Annotated in this window: 12 protein-coding genes; 4 read left to right on the top strand and 8 right to left on the bottom strand. The window is 69.6% G+C overall.

Annotated elements, in window-relative coordinates:
- Positions 1-282 precede the first annotated feature (282 nt).
- From ACPTTF_RS35825 to ACPTTF_RS35795, 7 genes are all read right to left on the bottom strand, one after another.
- On the bottom strand, positions 283-1407 hold the full coding sequence (locus ACPTTF_RS35825; RefSeq protein WP_423372278.1) for an FAD-dependent monooxygenase: 1125 nt from the start codon (positions 1405-1407) through the stop codon (positions 283-285).
- Between the two features lie 165 nt (positions 1408-1572).
- Positions 1573-2727, bottom strand: a complete 1155-nt coding sequence (locus tag ACPTTF_RS35820; RefSeq protein WP_423372277.1) for an amidohydrolase family protein — start codon at positions 2725-2727, stop codon at positions 1573-1575.
- Between the two features lie 28 nt (positions 2728-2755).
- On the bottom strand, positions 2756-4426 hold the full coding sequence (locus tag ACPTTF_RS35815) for a cation acetate symporter (protein WP_423372276.1): 1671 nt from the start codon (positions 4424-4426) through the stop codon (positions 2756-2758).
- Positions 4423-4782, bottom strand: a complete 360-nt coding sequence (locus tag ACPTTF_RS35810) for a DUF485 domain-containing protein (RefSeq protein ID WP_423372275.1) — start codon at positions 4780-4782, stop codon at positions 4423-4425. The genes ACPTTF_RS35815 and ACPTTF_RS35810 overlap by 4 nt, the downstream gene beginning before the upstream one ends.
- A gap of 71 nt (positions 4783-4853) precedes the next feature.
- Positions 4854-6080, bottom strand: coding sequence for an FAD binding domain-containing protein (locus ACPTTF_RS35805; protein ID WP_423372274.1), 1227 nt, complete (start codon positions 6078-6080; stop codon positions 4854-4856).
- A gap of 1 nt (position 6081) precedes the next feature.
- A complete protein-coding gene (locus tag ACPTTF_RS35800) occupies positions 6082-6567 on the bottom strand; it encodes a VOC family protein (RefSeq protein ID WP_423372273.1) in 486 nt (161 codons plus the stop codon).
- A 134-nt stretch (positions 6568-6701) separates the two neighbouring features.
- Positions 6702-6974, bottom strand: a complete 273-nt coding sequence (locus ACPTTF_RS35795; RefSeq protein ID WP_166957955.1) for a ubiquitin carboxyl-terminal hydrolase 14 — start codon at positions 6972-6974, stop codon at positions 6702-6704.
- A 215-nt stretch (positions 6975-7189) separates the two neighbouring features.
- On the opposite strand from ACPTTF_RS35795, the gene ACPTTF_RS35790 reads away from it, so the two are divergent.
- Positions 7190-8461, top strand: a complete 1272-nt coding sequence (locus ACPTTF_RS35790; RefSeq protein ID WP_423372272.1) for an NAD(P)/FAD-dependent oxidoreductase — start codon at positions 7190-7192, stop codon at positions 8459-8461.
- 40 nt (positions 8462-8501) lie between these two features.
- Here ACPTTF_RS35790 and ACPTTF_RS35785 read toward each other — a convergent pair whose 3' ends face one another.
- Positions 8502-13586, bottom strand: a complete 5085-nt coding sequence (locus ACPTTF_RS35785) for a trifunctional serine/threonine-protein kinase/ATP-binding protein/sensor histidine kinase (protein ID WP_423372271.1) — start codon at positions 13584-13586, stop codon at positions 8502-8504.
- 352 nt (positions 13587-13938) lie between these two features.
- On the opposite strand from ACPTTF_RS35785, the gene ACPTTF_RS35780 reads away from it, so the two are divergent.
- From ACPTTF_RS35780 to ACPTTF_RS35770, 3 genes are all read left to right on the top strand, one after another.
- Positions 13939-15423 carry a winged helix-turn-helix domain-containing protein gene (locus ACPTTF_RS35780; RefSeq protein ID WP_423372270.1) on the top strand — a complete coding sequence of 495 codons (1485 nt, stop codon included), beginning with the start codon at positions 13939-13941 and terminating at the stop codon, positions 15421-15423.
- 94 nt (positions 15424-15517) lie between these two features.
- On the top strand, positions 15518-15889 hold the full coding sequence (locus tag ACPTTF_RS35775; RefSeq protein WP_166957962.1) for a response regulator transcription factor: 372 nt from the start codon (positions 15518-15520) through the stop codon (positions 15887-15889).
- Between the two features lie 106 nt (positions 15890-15995).
- A complete protein-coding gene (locus ACPTTF_RS35770) occupies positions 15996-16649 on the top strand; it encodes a response regulator transcription factor (RefSeq protein ID WP_423372269.1) in 654 nt (217 codons plus the stop codon).
- Positions 16650-16711: the final 62 nt, after the last annotated feature.

The following is a 16711-nucleotide window of genomic DNA, read 5'->3' as shown; positions in this document are numbered from 1 at the left end:
CGTGTGCCGGCGGCGGTCGTTCCGGTCGGCGTCGCCGGATGACGGCGACGCATCGCCGGGCGATCCGGCCATGACAAGCCGGCCCGGCGGCAGCGATTCGCGGCGGAGATCATGTCGTTGCTCCAGGTGTGGGGAGGCCGCGCAAGCAAGGGCGCAATCGCGTCATCGTGTGCACGGCGGATGATGGAGGCAGTCTACGCGCGCACCGGCGCCATTTCCTGAAGCTGCGCTGAAACGTTCTGAACCCTGCCGAGACGCTCGCCCGGCACGGGCGTCGCCGTGTCAGCGCGGCGTGCCGAGGCCGAACGCCGCGGCCAGTTGCGGGCCCTTTTCGAGCAGCGACGTCACTTCGTCGCGCCGCCGCGCCGACCATTGCGCGAGGCGCGCGACAACATCGGTCGTATCCGTCGGCAGCGCTTCGGCAAGCGACACCGCATCGCTCGCGGCCTTCGACGTGCCCGACGCCGTGTGGGGGCGCACGGTGCACGCCGCATCGCCGATCAGTGCGACGCGACCGTCGACGAACGCGGGACTCAACGCATCGAAGATCGCCTGGTTGAACGGCATGCGCGTCGCGTGAACCAGTTGTGCGAGCGTGGCGGGCAGGCGTTCGCCGGCGAGTTGCCGCAGCGTCGCGACGACGTCGTCGGCGAGTTGCCCCGGATGCACGGACGCGTGATGGACATGCCCGGCCCGATCGGTCAGGTGGTGGCGCAGCGCATCGCGATCGGCTTCGTTGCGATACCACAGCCAGTTGAAGCGACGCGTGCCCGGCACGAGCGAGCCGTCGAGTGCGGGAATCAGGAACGCCATGAACAGCTCGCCCGGCGCCTTGTGCAGCGTCATGTTCTCGACCAGCGGCGCGATCGACGCGGCGTCGAAATCCGCTTCGTCGACGATCCCGCGCCACGCGAGGTAACCGGCAAACGACGGCGCATAACCGGGAAAGAGCTGCGCGCGCAGGGTCGAGCCGGCACCGTCGGCGGCGATCAGCACGTCGGCGCGGATCCGTTCGTCGCCGAGATGGACGTCGACGCCGTCCGCGTCCTGGTCGAAGCCGGTGACCGTGCGGCCGTACCGGATGTGCCCGTTCGGCAGCGTTTCGCACAGCGAGCGGTAGACGGCGTCCCATGACGAAAACGGCAGCATCTCGGGCTCGTCGCGCGTGACGCTGCCGTCGCGATCGATCCAGCGCCGCCGGTGCGTCGGCACGCTGATCGCGTGGCGGCAATGCCGGCCGTGCTGTTCGAGAAACGCCATCATCCGGCGCAGCACGGCCACACCGCCGCCCTGGCCGCGCAGCGGCGACGGCGAGCGTTCGCAGACCGTCACGTCGTGTCCGACGCAGTCGAGCGTCAGCGCGGCCGCGAGACCGGCGATCGATCCGCCTGCAATGACTATCTTCATCGTGGGTGACTCCGGTGTACGGCCGGCGACGTGCGCCACCGGCCAGGCGTCGTGACGCGCGGCGCCGCGCGCCCGCGCATCACGGTTCGGCGGATCATGCCATGTCCGGCCACGCGCTGCGCCGACCGTGCAAGCGCGGCGGTCAAGACGCCGCGCGCCCGCCCGCTAGATCCGCAGCAGCTTGCCCGCATTGCCGCCGAGGATCATCGTGCGCTGCTGCGCGCTCAGGCCGACACGGTCGAGAAAGCGGACCGGCTGCTCGTAGCCCATGTCGAAACAGTAGTCGCTGCCGAGCACGAGCCGGTCCACGCCGACGTTCTCGATCAGGAAGTTCAGCACGGGCCCCGAATGCGACACCGTGTCGTAGCTGAAGCGCCGCAGGTAGCTGCTGGGCTTTTGCGCGAGCCGGCGGGTTTCGGGCCGCACGGTCCAGCCCGCGTCGAGACGCCCGACCAGGATCGGCAGCGCGCCGCCCGCGTGCGGCAACGTGACTTCCAGCGTCGGGTAGCGGTCGAGCACGCCGCCGAGGATCAGGTGCGAGCCCGCGATCGCGGTATCGAACGGGTTGCCGAGCAGGTTGCTCAGGTAGAAATCGCCGAGCCGTGCGCCGCCGACCGTCTGCTGCGGATGCAGGAAGACCGGCAGGCCCAGCTGCTCGATGCGGGCAAACACGGGCGCGAACAGCGGATCGTCGAGATCGCGGTTGTCGATGTTGGTGCCCATGTACACGCCGCGTACGCCCGGCAATTGCGCGGCGCGTTCGAGCTCGTCGATCGCGTCGGCCGCGTTCAGCATCGGCAGCGTCGCGAGCACGACGAAGCGCGTCGGGTGCCGCTGGTAGACGCGCGACGCGGATGCATTCCAGTCGCGCGCGAGCTTCGCGTTGAACGGCCGGTCGCCCCAGTACGCCATCGGCACGCTGAGCGACAGCGCCTGCACGTCGACGCCGGACGCATCCATGTCCTTGAGCCGCGCATCGATGTCGATGAACTTCATCGGCAGCGGCCCGAGGCCGCCGGCGGGCGTGCGGAACGTGAACGACGCGTCGTCGCACACGAACGAACCGCCGAAGCGCTTGCCTTCGCCGCCGACCAGGTCGCAGAAGCTTTCAGGGTAGTAATGCGCGTGGATGTCGATCGAGCGCGGCCGGTGCGTCGGCAGCGCGGCCGGCGTGGCCGGGGCGTCCGGTGTGCTCGCGGTGCCGGCGGCCGACGCGGACTGTCCGGCGACGGCGGTGCCCGCGAACGCGGCAAGCGCGCCGAGCAGGCGGCGACGTCCCGGCGACGGGCAGCAGGTGCAATTCAGCATGGTGTCTCTCATGGTGTATCGAGGGTGCGTGGCGTGCGGCTCAGCCGCGTTGCGTGATGCCCGTTGTGAGGGCCGTTGTGGTGCCGGCTGTTGTGCCCATCTCGCACGCGACGAGCTGCGTGTCGAATTGCGCGCGCTCGCGTTGAGCGCGCGCCGAGCGATCGGTGACGGAGAACACGAAGACGCCGACGAACGCCGCCGCCATCGAGAACAGCGCCGGATATTCGTACGGATAGATCGCGTGCGCGTGGCCCAGTACCTGAACCCAGACGGTCGGGCTCAGCACGGTGAGCGTCACCGCGGTGGCGAGCCCGAGCAGGCCGCCCAGCACCGCGCCGCGCGTCGTCAGGCCGCGCCAGTAGATCGAGAGCAGCAGCACCGGGAAGTTCGAGCTGGCCGCGATCGAAAACGTGAGGCTGACGATGAACGCGATGTTCTGCTTCTCGAACGCGATGCCGAGCAGGATCGCGAGCACGCCGAGCACGACGGTCGTGCCGCGCGCCACGCGCATTTCGTCCTGGTCGGACGCGTGCCCGCGCCGCAGCACGTTCGCGTAGAGGTCGTGCGAGATCGCCGACGAACCCGCGAGCGTGAGCCCGGCGACCACGGCCAGGATGGTCGAGAACGCGACCGCGCAGATGAAGCCGAGGAACACGTTGCCGCCGACCGCATGCGCGAGGTGGATCGCCACCATGTTCGCGCCGCCGGCGATCGCGCCGGACGCGTCGTGGTATTGCGGATCCGACGCGACGAGCGCGATGGTGCCGAAGCCGATGACGATGATCAGCACGTAGCCGGCGCCGACGATGCCGGTCGCATAGAGGATGCTCTTGCGGGCCGCCTTGACGTCGCCGACCGTGAAGAAGCGCATCAGGATGTGCGGCAGGCCCGCAGTGCCGAAGATCAGCGCGAGACCGAGCGACACGGCCGAGACCGGATCGGACACCAGCCCGCCGGGGCGCATGATGGCCGCGTGTTTCGGGTGGACCAGAATCGCCTGCGCGAACAGCGCGTCGAGGCTGAAGCCGAAGCGGCTCAGCACCATGATCGCCATGAACGCGGCGCCGGCGAGCAGCAGCACCGCCTTGATGATCTGGATCCAGGTGGTGGCCAGCATTCCGCCGAAGAACACGTAGACGACCATCAGCACGCCGACGATCAGCACCGCGACCGTGTAGTTCAGGCCGAACAGCAGCTCGACCAGCTTGCCCGCGCCGACCATCTGCGACACGAGATACAGCAGCACGATGACGATCGAACTCGACGCGGCAAACGCACGGATCGGCCGTTGCTGCAGGCGATACGACACGACGTCGGCGAGCGTGTACTTGCCGAGGTTGCGCAGCGGCTCGGCGATCAGGAACAGGATGATCGGCCAGCTCGCGAGAAAGCCGACCGAATAGATCAGCCCGTCGTAGCCGCTCGTGAACACCAGCGCGGAGATGCCGAGCAGCGACGCGGCCGACATGTAGTCGCCGGCGATCGCCCAGCCGTTCTGCAACGCGGTGATCTTGCCGCCCGCCGCGTAGTGGTCGGCCACGCTATGGTTCTTGCGCGCGGCCCAGCGCGTGATGAAGAGCGTCGACGCGACGAATACCAGGAACATGCCGATCGCGACCGGATTGTGTCCGTGCGCGAGCGCGGCGGGACCGGCCGCGAACGCCGGTGCACAGCCGCAGGCGGCGAGCAGCGCGAGGAGCAGGCGTTTCATGATGCGTCTCCGTGGCGAAGGGCCGCGACGATCGTGTCGTGCTCCGCATTGGCGCGGAACACGTAAAGCGCGACCAGCGCGAAGGTCGCGACGAACATGCCGAACCCGACCGGGATGCCCCACGGGGTCGGCCGGCCCGGCACGATCGGCGTGCCGAGCAGCGTCGGCGAAAACGCCAGCGTCAGGATGAACGCGAAATAGAGGGCGAGCATGACGAACGTCAGCGACCAGGCGAACCGCCTTCTGCGCCGGACGTGCTCGCGAAAGCGGGCATCGCGCAGCAGCGGGTGCGTGGCGTGTGACGGTGCGGCTGGTTCGGGCGCGGTGCCGGCGGTAGCCGGAAGCGGGTGGTTCACGGTGTCTCCTTCTGGTCTGGAATGGCCGGGCGACGGGCGCCGCGCGTGTCGCGCACGGCGCCCGCGCGTGCTCAGAAATGCGGCGGAACGGCGGTTTCCCGCATCACGACTTCCGGCGTGCGATAGCGCTCGGCCATTTCGCGCTCGGTGTCGTTCTTCAGTTGCGCCTGCATGTAGGCGCCGAGGTGGCGCGCGTGCTGCACGATCGCCGCGCCGAACGCCGTGCGCGTCTCGCTGTATTCGCACAGCGCGTCGAGCGTGTCGGCGCGCGTGGCGAGCGCGGTGACGAGCGCGAGCGCATCGCCGGCGGCCTTCGTCACACCCATCCCGCAATGCGGCCGAGCGACGAACGCGGCGTCACCGAGCAGCGCGATCCGGCCGAACGCCATGTTCGGCACTTCGAGGTCGTAGATCGGCTGGAACAGCGGCTGCGTCGCACGCGCGACGACCTCGGCGAACTGCGGCGCCAGCAGCGCATGAGCGGCTTCTTCCATGTCGTCGAGGACTTCGCGCCGGATCAGCGTCGGCGGAATGCCGCCCGCCCACAGCTTGCCGGTCGCGTCGGTCAGCAGGTTCGGCAGGTCGGTGTCCTCGCGGGTTGCGCGATACCACACGTAGTTGTAGCGGCGCTCGCCCGGCTTCGTGCTGTTGCCCTGGCCGGCGACCGGATAACCGAGGATCTGCTCGTGCGGCGGCAGGCCGAACGCGAAATTCCCGAACAGCGTCGCGTGGGTGGACTCCGACAGCCCGAGTTCGTCGACCAGCCCGCGCCACGCGACGTAACCCGCGTACTGCAACCGCGCGTCCGGCAGGAATTTCTCGCGGATCGCCGAGCGGAAGCCGTCGGCCGCGATGACCAGGTCGGCGTGCACGACCGAGCCGTCGGACAGCGTGACCGACGCGTGCTCGGGACCGTCCGCGACGTCGGTGACGACCGCGCCCGCGCGGTAGTGCTGGTCGGGCAGCGCCGCGCGCAGCACGTGGTACATCTTGCTCCACGCGGTAAGTGTCTGCGGCATCCTGCGTTCCGACACGACGGTGCCGTCGCGGCCCAGCGTGATCCGCGATTCGACCTTCACGCCGATCGATGCGTCGATGCGCACGCCCGCGGCGAGCATCACGTCGAACAGTTCGGGGTGCGTGACGATGCCGGCGCCGCGGCCCGACAGCGCCTCGGGCACCCGTTCGAACACGTCCACGTCCCAGCCGTTGCGCAGCAGGAGATTCGCGGCAAACAGGCCGCCCAGCGAGCCGCCGACGATCGCGGCCCTGCGTTTGCTCGAAGTGCTGTGGTTCATGTCAGTCTCCGTGTCCGTGGGAGTCGCCGGCCGGTGCGGCGGCGGGAAGGGTCAGCCCCGCGACTTCGGCGGCAGGGAAGTTGAGTTCGATCGTCACGCCGGACGGATCCTCGACGAACACCTGGTGCAGCCCGAGGCTCGGCACCGTGCGGTCGCGCCACGCGACGTTTTCGGCGCGCAGCGTGTCCCACATCGCCTCGACGCCGGTCGCGAGGAACGCGATGTGATCGACGGTGCCGGTGCCCGTCGCCGGCAGCGCCTTGTCGCCGAGGTAGGCCGCGAGCCCGTCCGGGTTGGCCGGGTCGACGCCGATGATGTGGACCGTGCCGTAGTCGCTTTCGTCGTCGCCCTTGTAGAGCCATGCGCCGGGAAAGTCGAACGGCGGCCGGTAGCCGCGCCTGAAGCCGAGCACACGTTCGTAGAACCGGCACGATCGCTCGAGATCGAGCGTGCGGATCGAGTAGTGCGCCAGTCTGGATACAGTCATGGTGGACCTCTTGTTTATCGATAGATAAGTTATCGTTCGATAAATATTAGTCGAAAAAAGCGGCGGGAAGAAGCCGCGATCGAACCGTGTATACCCTCGGTCGAAAACGGTGCCGGATGCCGGTGCGCGGGGCGTTACGGCGTGATTTCGCCGGCCATCACGTCGTCCGCATAGCACCAGACCCAGTGCTCGCCGGGCTCGATCGAACGGGCGAGCGGGTGAGTCGTTTCATGAAAATGCCGGCTGGCGTGACGATTCGGCGACGAATCGCAACAGCCGACGTGCCCGCAGCTCAGGCACAGGCGCAAATGCACCCATCGGCTGCCGGACTTCACGCATTCCTCGCAGTAGTCCTTGTCGGTGTTCAGGATGTGCGCTTCACCGAGATGGGTGCAGGTCGTGGTCATCTTCCGCTCCGATGCCGGCACCGCGGGGCGCTCGCAGCGCGGCCGGCGCGAAGCTGCGAGCGGGGGGACACGATTCATTGTGGACGGCGCGCATCGCGCGCGGACCTTAATTCTTATGAAACGTGGCGGCCGCGACAGGATGACGACGTACAGTCACACGTACGGCCGGCGCGGGAACCGGCCGGGATCCGACACGCGGTCACCGGGAGACGCTCATGGCGCAGTCGCAGCATGTCAAGGTCATCGGCCTGCCTCACAGCAAGGAGGCCTACGCGATCCGCGACTTCCTGAAGCGCGGCGTGGTCGAGTACGAATGGTGCGAACTGACGTCCGACACCGATTGCGTGCGCGAGCTGGGCATCGCGCCGCTGCGCGACGTCCGGCTGCCGGTGGTCGTCTTTCCGGACGGCACCTGCATCTACCAGCCGACGCTGCCGGAGATCGCCGCGAAGCTCGGCTGGGTCGCCCGGCCGCGCTTCATCGAATACGACGTTTCGATTTACGGCGCCGGCCCGGCCGGCCTGTCGGCGGCTGTCTACGCGGCGTCCGAGGGGCTGCGGGCCGTCGTGATCGAGCGCGACGCGATCGGCGGGCAGGCCGGCACGAGTTCGCTGATCGAGAACTACATGGGGTTTCCGGAGGGCATTCCGGGCGCCGAGCTGGCGGAGCGCGCGCGCCAGCAGGCGGTGAAGTTCGGCGTCGAGCTGCTGATGATGCGCGAGGGCGTGCACGCGACGTTCGTCGACGGCAAGATCCGCGTCGACATGGCCGACGGCTCGATCCTGACCGCGCGCTCGAACATCTGCGCGACCGGCATCGAATACCGCAGCCTCGGCCTGTCCGACGAACCGAAGTTTCTCAACGCGGGCCTGTACTACGGCGCGGGCTCGAGCGAAGCGCCGATGTGCGAGGGCAAGCACGTGTTCGTCGTCGGCGGTGGTAATTCGGCAGGCCAGGCCGTGATGAACTTCGCGCGTCACGCGCGCGAAGTCACGATGATCGTCCGGGGGGCGTCGCTCGCGGCGACGCTGTCGCGCTACCTGATCGACCGGATCGAGCGCATGCCGAACGTGACGGTGCGCTATGGCACGACCGTCGATGCGCTGCAAGGCGACGGGCGGCTCGAGGCGATCGTGCTGCGCACGGAAGACGGCGCGCGCGACGTGCTGCCGGCCACACACCTGTTCGTTTGCATCGGCGGTGCGCCGAACACCGAATGGGCGCGCGACACGAACATCATTCGCAATCCGGGCGGGTACCTGGTGACGGGCAGCGATCTGTACGACTGCCCGGACTTCGAGCGCGTGTGGCCGCTCGAGCGCCGGCCGTACTACCTGGAAACCAGCGTGCCCGGCTCGTTCGCGGCGGGCGACGTCCGTTCGGGGTCGGTCAAGCGGGTGGCGTCGGCGGTCGGAGAAGGGGCGATGGCCGTGACGTTCGTGCACCGGTTCCTCGGCGAGGACGCACACCGGCCGAGCGGGACCTGAACCGCGCGGCGCGGGTGACGGCCCGCGTCGGTGCGTTACATCAGCCCGCCGTCGACACCGGCAGCCGGAACGTCAGGACGGACCCGCCATCGCCGCGCGGCGCGGCTTCGAGCGTGCCGCCATGCGCTTCGACGATCGAGCGGCAGATCGCGAGCCCCATCCCCATGCCGTGCGATTTCGTCGTGAAGAACGGATCGAAGATCCGGTTCGCGATCCCGGCATCGATACCCGCGCCGCGGTCGGCAATGGACACGGTCGCGTAGCCGTTGCCGGCCTGCGACGCGATGTCGAGCTCGCGCGACGCGGCCAGCCCGTCCATCGCGTCGAGCGCGTTGGTGACCAGGTTCAGGATCACCTGCTGGATCTGCGTGCGATCGGCCATCACGCGGATGCCGGCGCAATGCAGGTCGACACGCAACGTGACCTGCTTCGCGTCGATTTCGGTCGCGGTGAGGCGCAGCATGTCGCGGATCAGGTCGTCGATCGCGAGCGGTGCGAGCGCGGGCGGCGTCTGGCGGGCGAGTGAGCGCAGCGCGCGCACGATGTCGGCCGCGCGCAGGCCGGACGCGCGGATGTCGTCGAGGCTCGCGAGCGCCTCGCCGAGATCGGGCGGCGTGCCGCGCAGCCAGCGCGCGCACGCGCCGACGCTCGACACGATGCTCGTCAGCGGCTGGTTGATCTCGTGCGCGATCGACGCGGCCAGCTCGCCCATCACGGTCATGTGCGCGGTGCGCGCGAGCTCGGTGCGCGCATGCCGCAACGCGGCTTCGGTTTCGAGCCGGCGCGCGTTCTCGTCGATCAGTTCCGCATAAAGCCGCGCGGATTCCAGCGCGTTGGCCGCCTGCGGCGCGAGCATTTCGAGCATCGCGATGCGGCGCGGCGAAAACACGCCGTTGCTCAGTGCGTTCTCGAGATACAGCACGCCGATCAGCACGCCCTGTTTCAGCAGCGGCAGGCAGAACAGCGACCGCGTGGGGTGCGCGTGCAGGCTGTCGACGTGATCGGGCAGGCCTTCGCGCTGCGCGTTCGCGAGCACGACCGGCTTGCGGGTTCGCGCGACGGTGTTCAGGATCGACAGCGGCACATCGTGTTCGGTGGGTTCGCTGCGGGCGATCTCGACAACCACGTCGCTGTCGACGATCCGCGCGGCGGCCTCGATCGTCAGCCGGTCGTTGCGGGCGAGCAGCAGCAGGCCGTAGCCGGCGCCGGCGTACACGATCATGTTGCGCATCAGCGTCTGGATCAGGCGCTCCAGCACGATTTCTTCGGATAACGAATGGGATGCGCGCATCGCGAGCGCGAAATCGAGGTCTTCGCGCGCGGGCACGGACGCACCGCCCGGCGGCGACTCCATCACGAGGAATGCATGCTGCGCTTCCAGCGCCTGCGCCTTGCCGGTCGCGCCCCAGCGCCGGTAGCACGCGTGCGCGAGCCGCCATTGATGGCGCGCGGGGCCGGTGAGCCCGAGCGACATCGCGTGGCGCGCGGCCAGTTCGTGCGCGAGCGCCTGTTCGTGCACGAAACCGCGCTCCGCCGCAAGGCTGGCCGACGCCTCGTACTGCTGCATCGCCACGACGTGGTCGCCGCGCACGCGTGCGAATTCGGCGTCGATCAGCGCGAGCTTGTTGCGGAACGTCGCCGGATTGCGTTCGCTCCAGTCGACGAAGCGCGCGTGCTGCGGCGCGAAGCGTTCGAGCAGCGGCTCGGGCGGCGTCGCGCCGCCGTCGGCCGCGATGCCGGCGAGCACGCTGAACAGGTGGAAATCGGACAGCATGATGTGCGCGGGCGTCGACCACGCGCTTGCCGCGGCCGCATCGAGTGCCGCGCGTGCCGCGCTCGCATCGCCGAAGATGAACGCCGCCTGGCCGGCGAGCACGTCGGTCCAGAACTGCAGGACCGACATCGGCGTTTTCGTCGACACGCGCATGCGCCAGGTGCCGACCGGCTGGTCGTAGCCGAACTGCAGCGCATCGACGAATTCCGACTGGGTGGACACGAGGTCGACGATGTCGTCGTAGCGCGCGCCGCGCGCGATCGCGAGCAACGGATCGATCTCGTCGCGAATCGCCGGCAGCGCTTCGCCCATCGACAGCAGGTCGCTGACGATGTGGTTGCAGCTGTAGCACATCCAGCGCAGCTCGGCGCTCGCATTGCCGGCCGCCTTTGCTTCGCGCGCGCGGTCGAGCGCGTACGACAGCGGCCGGGTCCACACGCTCACCTGGTCGAGCGCGATCAGCGTTGCGGAGCGGTAGCGCTCGAAGCCGTGGCGATCGACCAGCGCGAGCGCAACTTTCGCGAATTCGAAACCGTCTTCATACGCGCCGTGATGCTCGGCAATGCTCACGCCGTACCACGCGAGCCCCTGTACCGATGCGGCGGTGACGCCGTGCTGCAGCGTCAGCCGGACCATCGTCGCGAAATGCAGCAGCATCAGCCCGCCGCTCGGGTAAAACATCGCCGCTTCGAGCGCGGTCAGCAATGCCATCGTCGCTTCGACGCGCGTGTCGGTCGTCACGGGCAGCTCGACCAGATCACCGATCGCGCGGCCGGCGAGCGCGTCGCGCACGGCGTCGCAGGCCGCCGCGAGATCGGCGGCGCTCGGCTCGGCCGGCAGCGTCACGCCGAGCAGCGAGAGCCCCTGCAGCGCGACGTCGACCGCCTGCCGGTAGCGCGACTCGACGGTGAGCTGCGCGGCCTTCAGCCGGTGGGCCTCGGCGCGGTCGGCCGGCGTGCGCGTGCGCGCCATCAGCTCGTCGATCGCGGCGGAGGCCAGCGCGGTCGCGCCGGTCGCGAGCAGCAGGCCGCCGCGCAACATGCCGATGCGGCTCGCGAGGCCGTAGTGCTGCGACCACGCGTGCGGGCCGAGCAGCGTTTGCGCACGCGAGAGAAACGACAGCGCGCGATCGCGCGCGGCAACCGTGGCCGCCGCTTCCGCGGCTGCGACCAGCGCGTCCGCGAACGCGAGCGCGAGCGTGCGGTCGAGCGGCGCGGTGTGTGCCTGCTCGATCTGGGCGGCCAGTTCCAGCAGCGCTTCGGTCGATCGCGCGTTCGTGCGCGCGAGCATCGCCGTGGCGATCCGGGCGTGGCACTGCGCGCGCTCTGCGCGCCCGGCGAGCGCGTGAGCGGCCTCGAGGACGCGGTCGTGCACGCAACGCCATCGGTCGTCGGAGCTCGACACGAGGCCCGCCTGGCGCGCGGGGGCCATCCAGAACGCGAGTTCGGCGCGCGTCTTGCCGGCGGCGGCGCACAACAGCGCGGCGTCGGCATCGGTGCCGGTGCAGGCGAGCAGCGACAGCAGCGTTCTCGATTCATGCGGCAGCCGCTGCATGCGGACCGCGAGCAGGCTCACGACATTCTCGGCGAGGTGGTGCGCGTCGAGGTCGGCCGGCTGCCACTGCCACGTCCGTCGCACCGGGTCGTACGCGAGCAGCCGCTCGTCGATCATCGTGCGCACGAACTGCTGCACGTAGAACGGATTGCCGCCGGTCCGGCGGGTCACGACGTCGCCGAGCCCGGACAGCCGGTCCGGCGTTTCTCCGAGCAGGCCGGCCAGCATGTGCGTGACGCCGGGCGCGTCGAGCGGCGCCAGCGTCAGCGCCGACACGCGGGCGGGATCGAGCTGCTGCAGGAAGCGGCGGAACGCCGGCGGCTGGTCGAGCTGCGATCCGCTGCGATAACCGGCGACGATGCAGACGTGGGCCGGCGGATCGAGCGCGATCGACGCGAGAAACGCGAGCGTCGCGTCGTCGGCCCACTGGATGTCGTCGAGCGCCATCACCAGCGGCTCGACTGGCGTCGCGAATGCGCGGAACGCATTCGCGACGATCCGGCACAGGTGAAATTCCGGAATGGCATCGGTATGGCCGAACGCGACGGGCTCGACATCGAGTAGCCACGCGATCTCCGGAAAGAGGCCGGACAACAGGCTGGCCTGATGGCCGACGCTTGCGCGCAGCCGCGCGACGATCGCGGCGATTTCGTCGTCGCGCCGGGCGAGCGCGCTGCCGAACAGCGCGCGCAGCGCCTGCAGCACCGGCGCGTAGGGCCGGGCGGGCTGGAACCGGTCGACCTTCGCCGACGTGCGCCAGGCCGTGGGCGATGCCGCGCGCGCCCCGCGCATGAAATCCTCGGCCAGCGCGGTCTTGCCGACCCCGGCCGGCCCGTCGATCAAGACGATGGCCGTCTCGCCGGTTTGCAGGACGGCGGCGAGCGCGGCCGCGAGCCGGCCGGATTCGGCTTCCCGGCCGACCAGCCGGTCGGGCGTACGCAAACCGGCGAGCGGATCGCTGCCGCCGAGCGCGAACGGCTCGACCCGGCCGGCGGCCTGCCGGTCGCGCCGGATACGTTCGAGATCGTGCTGTACCGCGTCGCAGGACGGGTAGCGTTCAGCGGGCTCCTTCGCGATCAGTTTCAGCAGCAGGTCGCTCAGGATCGCGGGCAGGTCGTTGCGCAGGCTCGTGGCAGGCGACGGCTGCATCGCGACGTGCGCGTGCACCCATTCGGACGTCGACGCGGCCTTGTACGGCAGCGCACCCGTCAGCAGCCGGAACAGCGTGATGCCGAGCGCGTACAGGTCGGAGCGCTCGTCGATGCACGTGCCCTCCGAGACTTCGGGGGCCGCGTACGCGGCGAATTCCGCGCGCAGCGGATCCGTCGCGGCGTGTTCCGTCCGACGATTTTGCGCATGCGCGAACGAGCGAAGCATGACCGTGCCGTCGGTTGCGGCGACGAAACTGGCCGGTTGCAGGTCGCCGTGCAGCCAGCCGCGCCGATGCAGCGCACCGAGCGTGCGCACCGCCTGGATCGCCGTGTCGAGGAAGGCGTCGAGCGGCAGCCGCCCGTCCGCGAGCGTGTCGAACGCATCGCCGTCGACGCGCGGATAGACGAGCACCGGGCCGTCCGCCGCGCGGATCAGCGCGACCGGCAGCAGTGCCCATGCAGGGTCCAGCACGCCGTTCAATGCGTACTCTCGATCGAATTGCCGGCAGCGCCGGTCGGATTCCCAGCCGGTCCGGCACGCGGACCACACGCGCCCGGTTTCGGCATCGGTCAGGTCGAAACACAGCACGTCGTCCGCGCGGACCGCATTCGACAGACGGGCACGCGCCAGCCAGTCGGCATCCATTCGCTTCGTGTCGTCGGGGTTATGCAAGGGTGGGTTCACGATCAGGGCAGGCTGGGTGGAACGGAGCAAAAACGGCGTGTCGACGGGCAGCGTCCGGGCTCGATCGCGCGCGAGGCGTGCCCGTGCATTGTCCGACAGCCTGCGGAAATCTGCAGGACCCCCTCCCGCGATTTCCGGCGCGCGGGCCGCACGGGGGCCGACTAAACCAATAGATAATGGCCGGCGCGCGCGCCACGCCATACGATAGGTTCATGCCTGCCGGCCCGCATCGATGCGGCCGGACGGGCGGAACAGGGGGTGCCGCCTCGCGGGGCGGCGCACGATGCGGAGCAGCATAAGGCGAGTGCGGATCATGTATACGTTCGGGCGGGTGACGGTTTCCCTTGAGTGCCGCGAAGTCTGCGTCGACGGGCAGCCCCGGTATATCGGCGCCCGGGCATTCGAGATTCTCGAGCTGCTGGTGAAGGCGGCCGGCAGGCTCGTGTCGAAGGACGAGATCATGGAGGCCGTGTGGCCGAACACGATCGTCGTCGAGAACAACATCCAGGTGCACATCTCGACGCTGCGCAAGCTGTTCGGCGGCAAGCACGGCTGGATCCGGACCGAGTCGGGCCGCGGCTACCGGCTCGCGCCGCCGGCCGACGCGGCCCATGGCGGGCGCCTGCCGGACGCGCTCGAGCCGGTGCGCGGTGCCCGCGCGGGTGCCGCACCGCGCAAATGTCCGCTGATCGGCCGCGAGCAGGAAGCGGCCGAGCTGCACGCGCTGCTCGAACACGAGGCGTTCGTCACGCTGGTCGGCCCCGGTGGCGTCGGCAAGACGCATCTCGCGCTGGAGGTTGCCGCCGCGTGGTCGGCCGTCCGCGGTATCGAGATGATCCGGATCGACCTGGCCGGCTGGCAGGGCGGCGCGACGCTGGAGTCCGCGGTGCTGGACGCGCTCGGCCTGCCGGGCGGCCCGGCCGCCGGGCCGGCGGACGTCGTGCGCGCGATCGCCGGGCAGTGCGTGATGCTGGTGTTCGACAACGCCGAGCAGCATGTCGGCGAACTGGCGGACCTGTGCGAAGCGATCGCCGACGAGAATCCCGACGCGATCCTCGTCGTGACCAGCCGCGAGCCGCTGCGGGTCGCCGGCGAGCGCGTGTATCGCGTCGGGCCGCTGCCCGTGCCGCCGGCCGGCGCGACCGAAGGCGAGATCGTCGCGTGCGGGGCCGTCCGCATGTTCCTGGCACGGGCGCGCGCGATGGGCACCGACGTGCCCACCGAAGGGAAGACGCTGGATGCGATCGCGACCATCTGCCGTCGCCTGAGCGGCCTGCCGCTCGCGCTCGAACTCGGCGCGGCACGCGTCGCGCTGCTCGGGATCCAGGGGCTGGCCGCCGATCTCGACAAGTCGGTGCTGTCGTTGTCCGGCGGCCTGCGGACCGCCCATCCGCGCCAGCAGACGCTGCGGGCCACCATCGAGTGGAGCTACCGGCTGCTCGGCGATGCGGAGCGCACCGTGCTGTGCCGCCTCGCGGTGTTTCCGGATGCGTTCCGGCTCGACGCGGCGTGCGCGCTCGCTGCGTGCGACGAACTGGGCGCCGCGCGGGTGCTCGACTGCCTGGTCAGTCTCGCGTCGAAATCGTTGCTGGTCGTTCATTCGGTCGGGCTGTCGAAGCGTTATTCGCTGCTCGAGGTCGTGCGCGCGTATGCGCTCGAGAAGCTGACGGAGTCGGGGGAGGCGGGCCGCGTGCATGCGCGGTGTGAGTCCTTCGCCGACGACGAACACACGGATACGCGGCCGCCGGCGCCGGCCGGGTCCGCCCAGCCGCTGCTGGCGGCAGGGCCGTGGGCATGACGCACTGATTCCGGCGACGGGGTAACGCCTGTCGGTGCAGCCCCGCATTGCATCGCGATGTACTGGATTGACAAAATTTTCAGGTTCTCATTTCATGGCCATTGTTTGCATCATCGATGACGATGCGTCGGTCCGTAAGAGTCTTGCCAGCCTGCTGAAATCGGCTGGCCATACCGCATTGCCGTTTGCGTCGGGCGAGGACTTCCTGGCTGCCGATGCGCTGGACGACGCGGCTTGCGTGCTGGTCGACCTGAAGATGAAAGGGATGAGCGGGCTCGACGTCCAGCGCCTGCTGATTCAGCGCAAGGCGACGCTGCCGGTCATCTTCATGTCGGCGCACGGCGACGACGAATCGATCCGCCGCGCGCTGGCGCAAGGCGCGATCGCGTTCCTGCGCAAGCCGTTTCCGTCGGACGACATGATCAACCTGATCGACCGGGTCGCATCCGGCGCGCCGCCCGCATGAACGGCGTCCCGCCGACCGGCCGCGCCGTCCACCGTGCGGCGGTTCCGCCCGGCTTCGGGTTAGTTTATCATTCGATAATGAAGCGGATGCCTACACAGGGAATGCAATGGCGAGTACGCCGGACATGACGTCGATCGGCCACGGCGGCGCGGGAGACGCCGCGCCGATCGTCTATGTGGTCGACGACGACGAAACGCTGCGGCGCGCGTTGAGCGCGCTGTTGCGTTCGGCGGGATTTCGCGTGGAGACCTTCGCGTCGTCGCGCGCGTTTCTCGCGTTCGAGCGGCCCGACGTGCCGAGCTGCCTGATCCTCGACGTGCGGCTTGCCGACGAGAGCGGGCTGGCCGTCCAGGAGGCGGCGGTGCGCGCGGGCCTGAACGTGCCGATCCTGTTCATGACGGGTTATGGCGACGTGGCCACGACAGTCAAGGCGATGAAGGGCGGCGCGCTCGATTTCCTCACGAAGCCGTTCGACGACGACGCGATGCTCGATGCCGTCGGCCGTGCGCTGGAGCGCGACCGCACGCTGCACACGGTGCGCGGCGCCTATGCGTCGTTGACGCCGCGCGAGCGCGAAGTGATGAGCCAGGTGGTCGCGGGCCTGATGAACAAGCAGATCGCCGCGAATCTCGGCCTTCAGGAAATCACGGTGAAGGTGCATCGGGCACAGGTGATGAAGAAGATGCAGGTGCGCACGCTGCCGGATCTCGTGCGGCAGGCCGATGCGCTGGGCGTGCGCCCGGCCGGCGCGCGCGACTGAACGCGCTGGCCCGGCCGTGCGGCGCAACGGCGCGGGCTTCGACGCGGCGGGCCGCGCCGCGA

The sequence above is a fragment of the Burkholderia crassaminum genome (assembly GCF_964265005.1).
In the GTDB taxonomy this organism is placed as follows: Bacteria; Pseudomonadota; Gammaproteobacteria; order Burkholderiales; family Burkholderiaceae; genus Burkholderia.
This window is presented reverse-complemented; position numbering and strand designations above follow the sequence as displayed.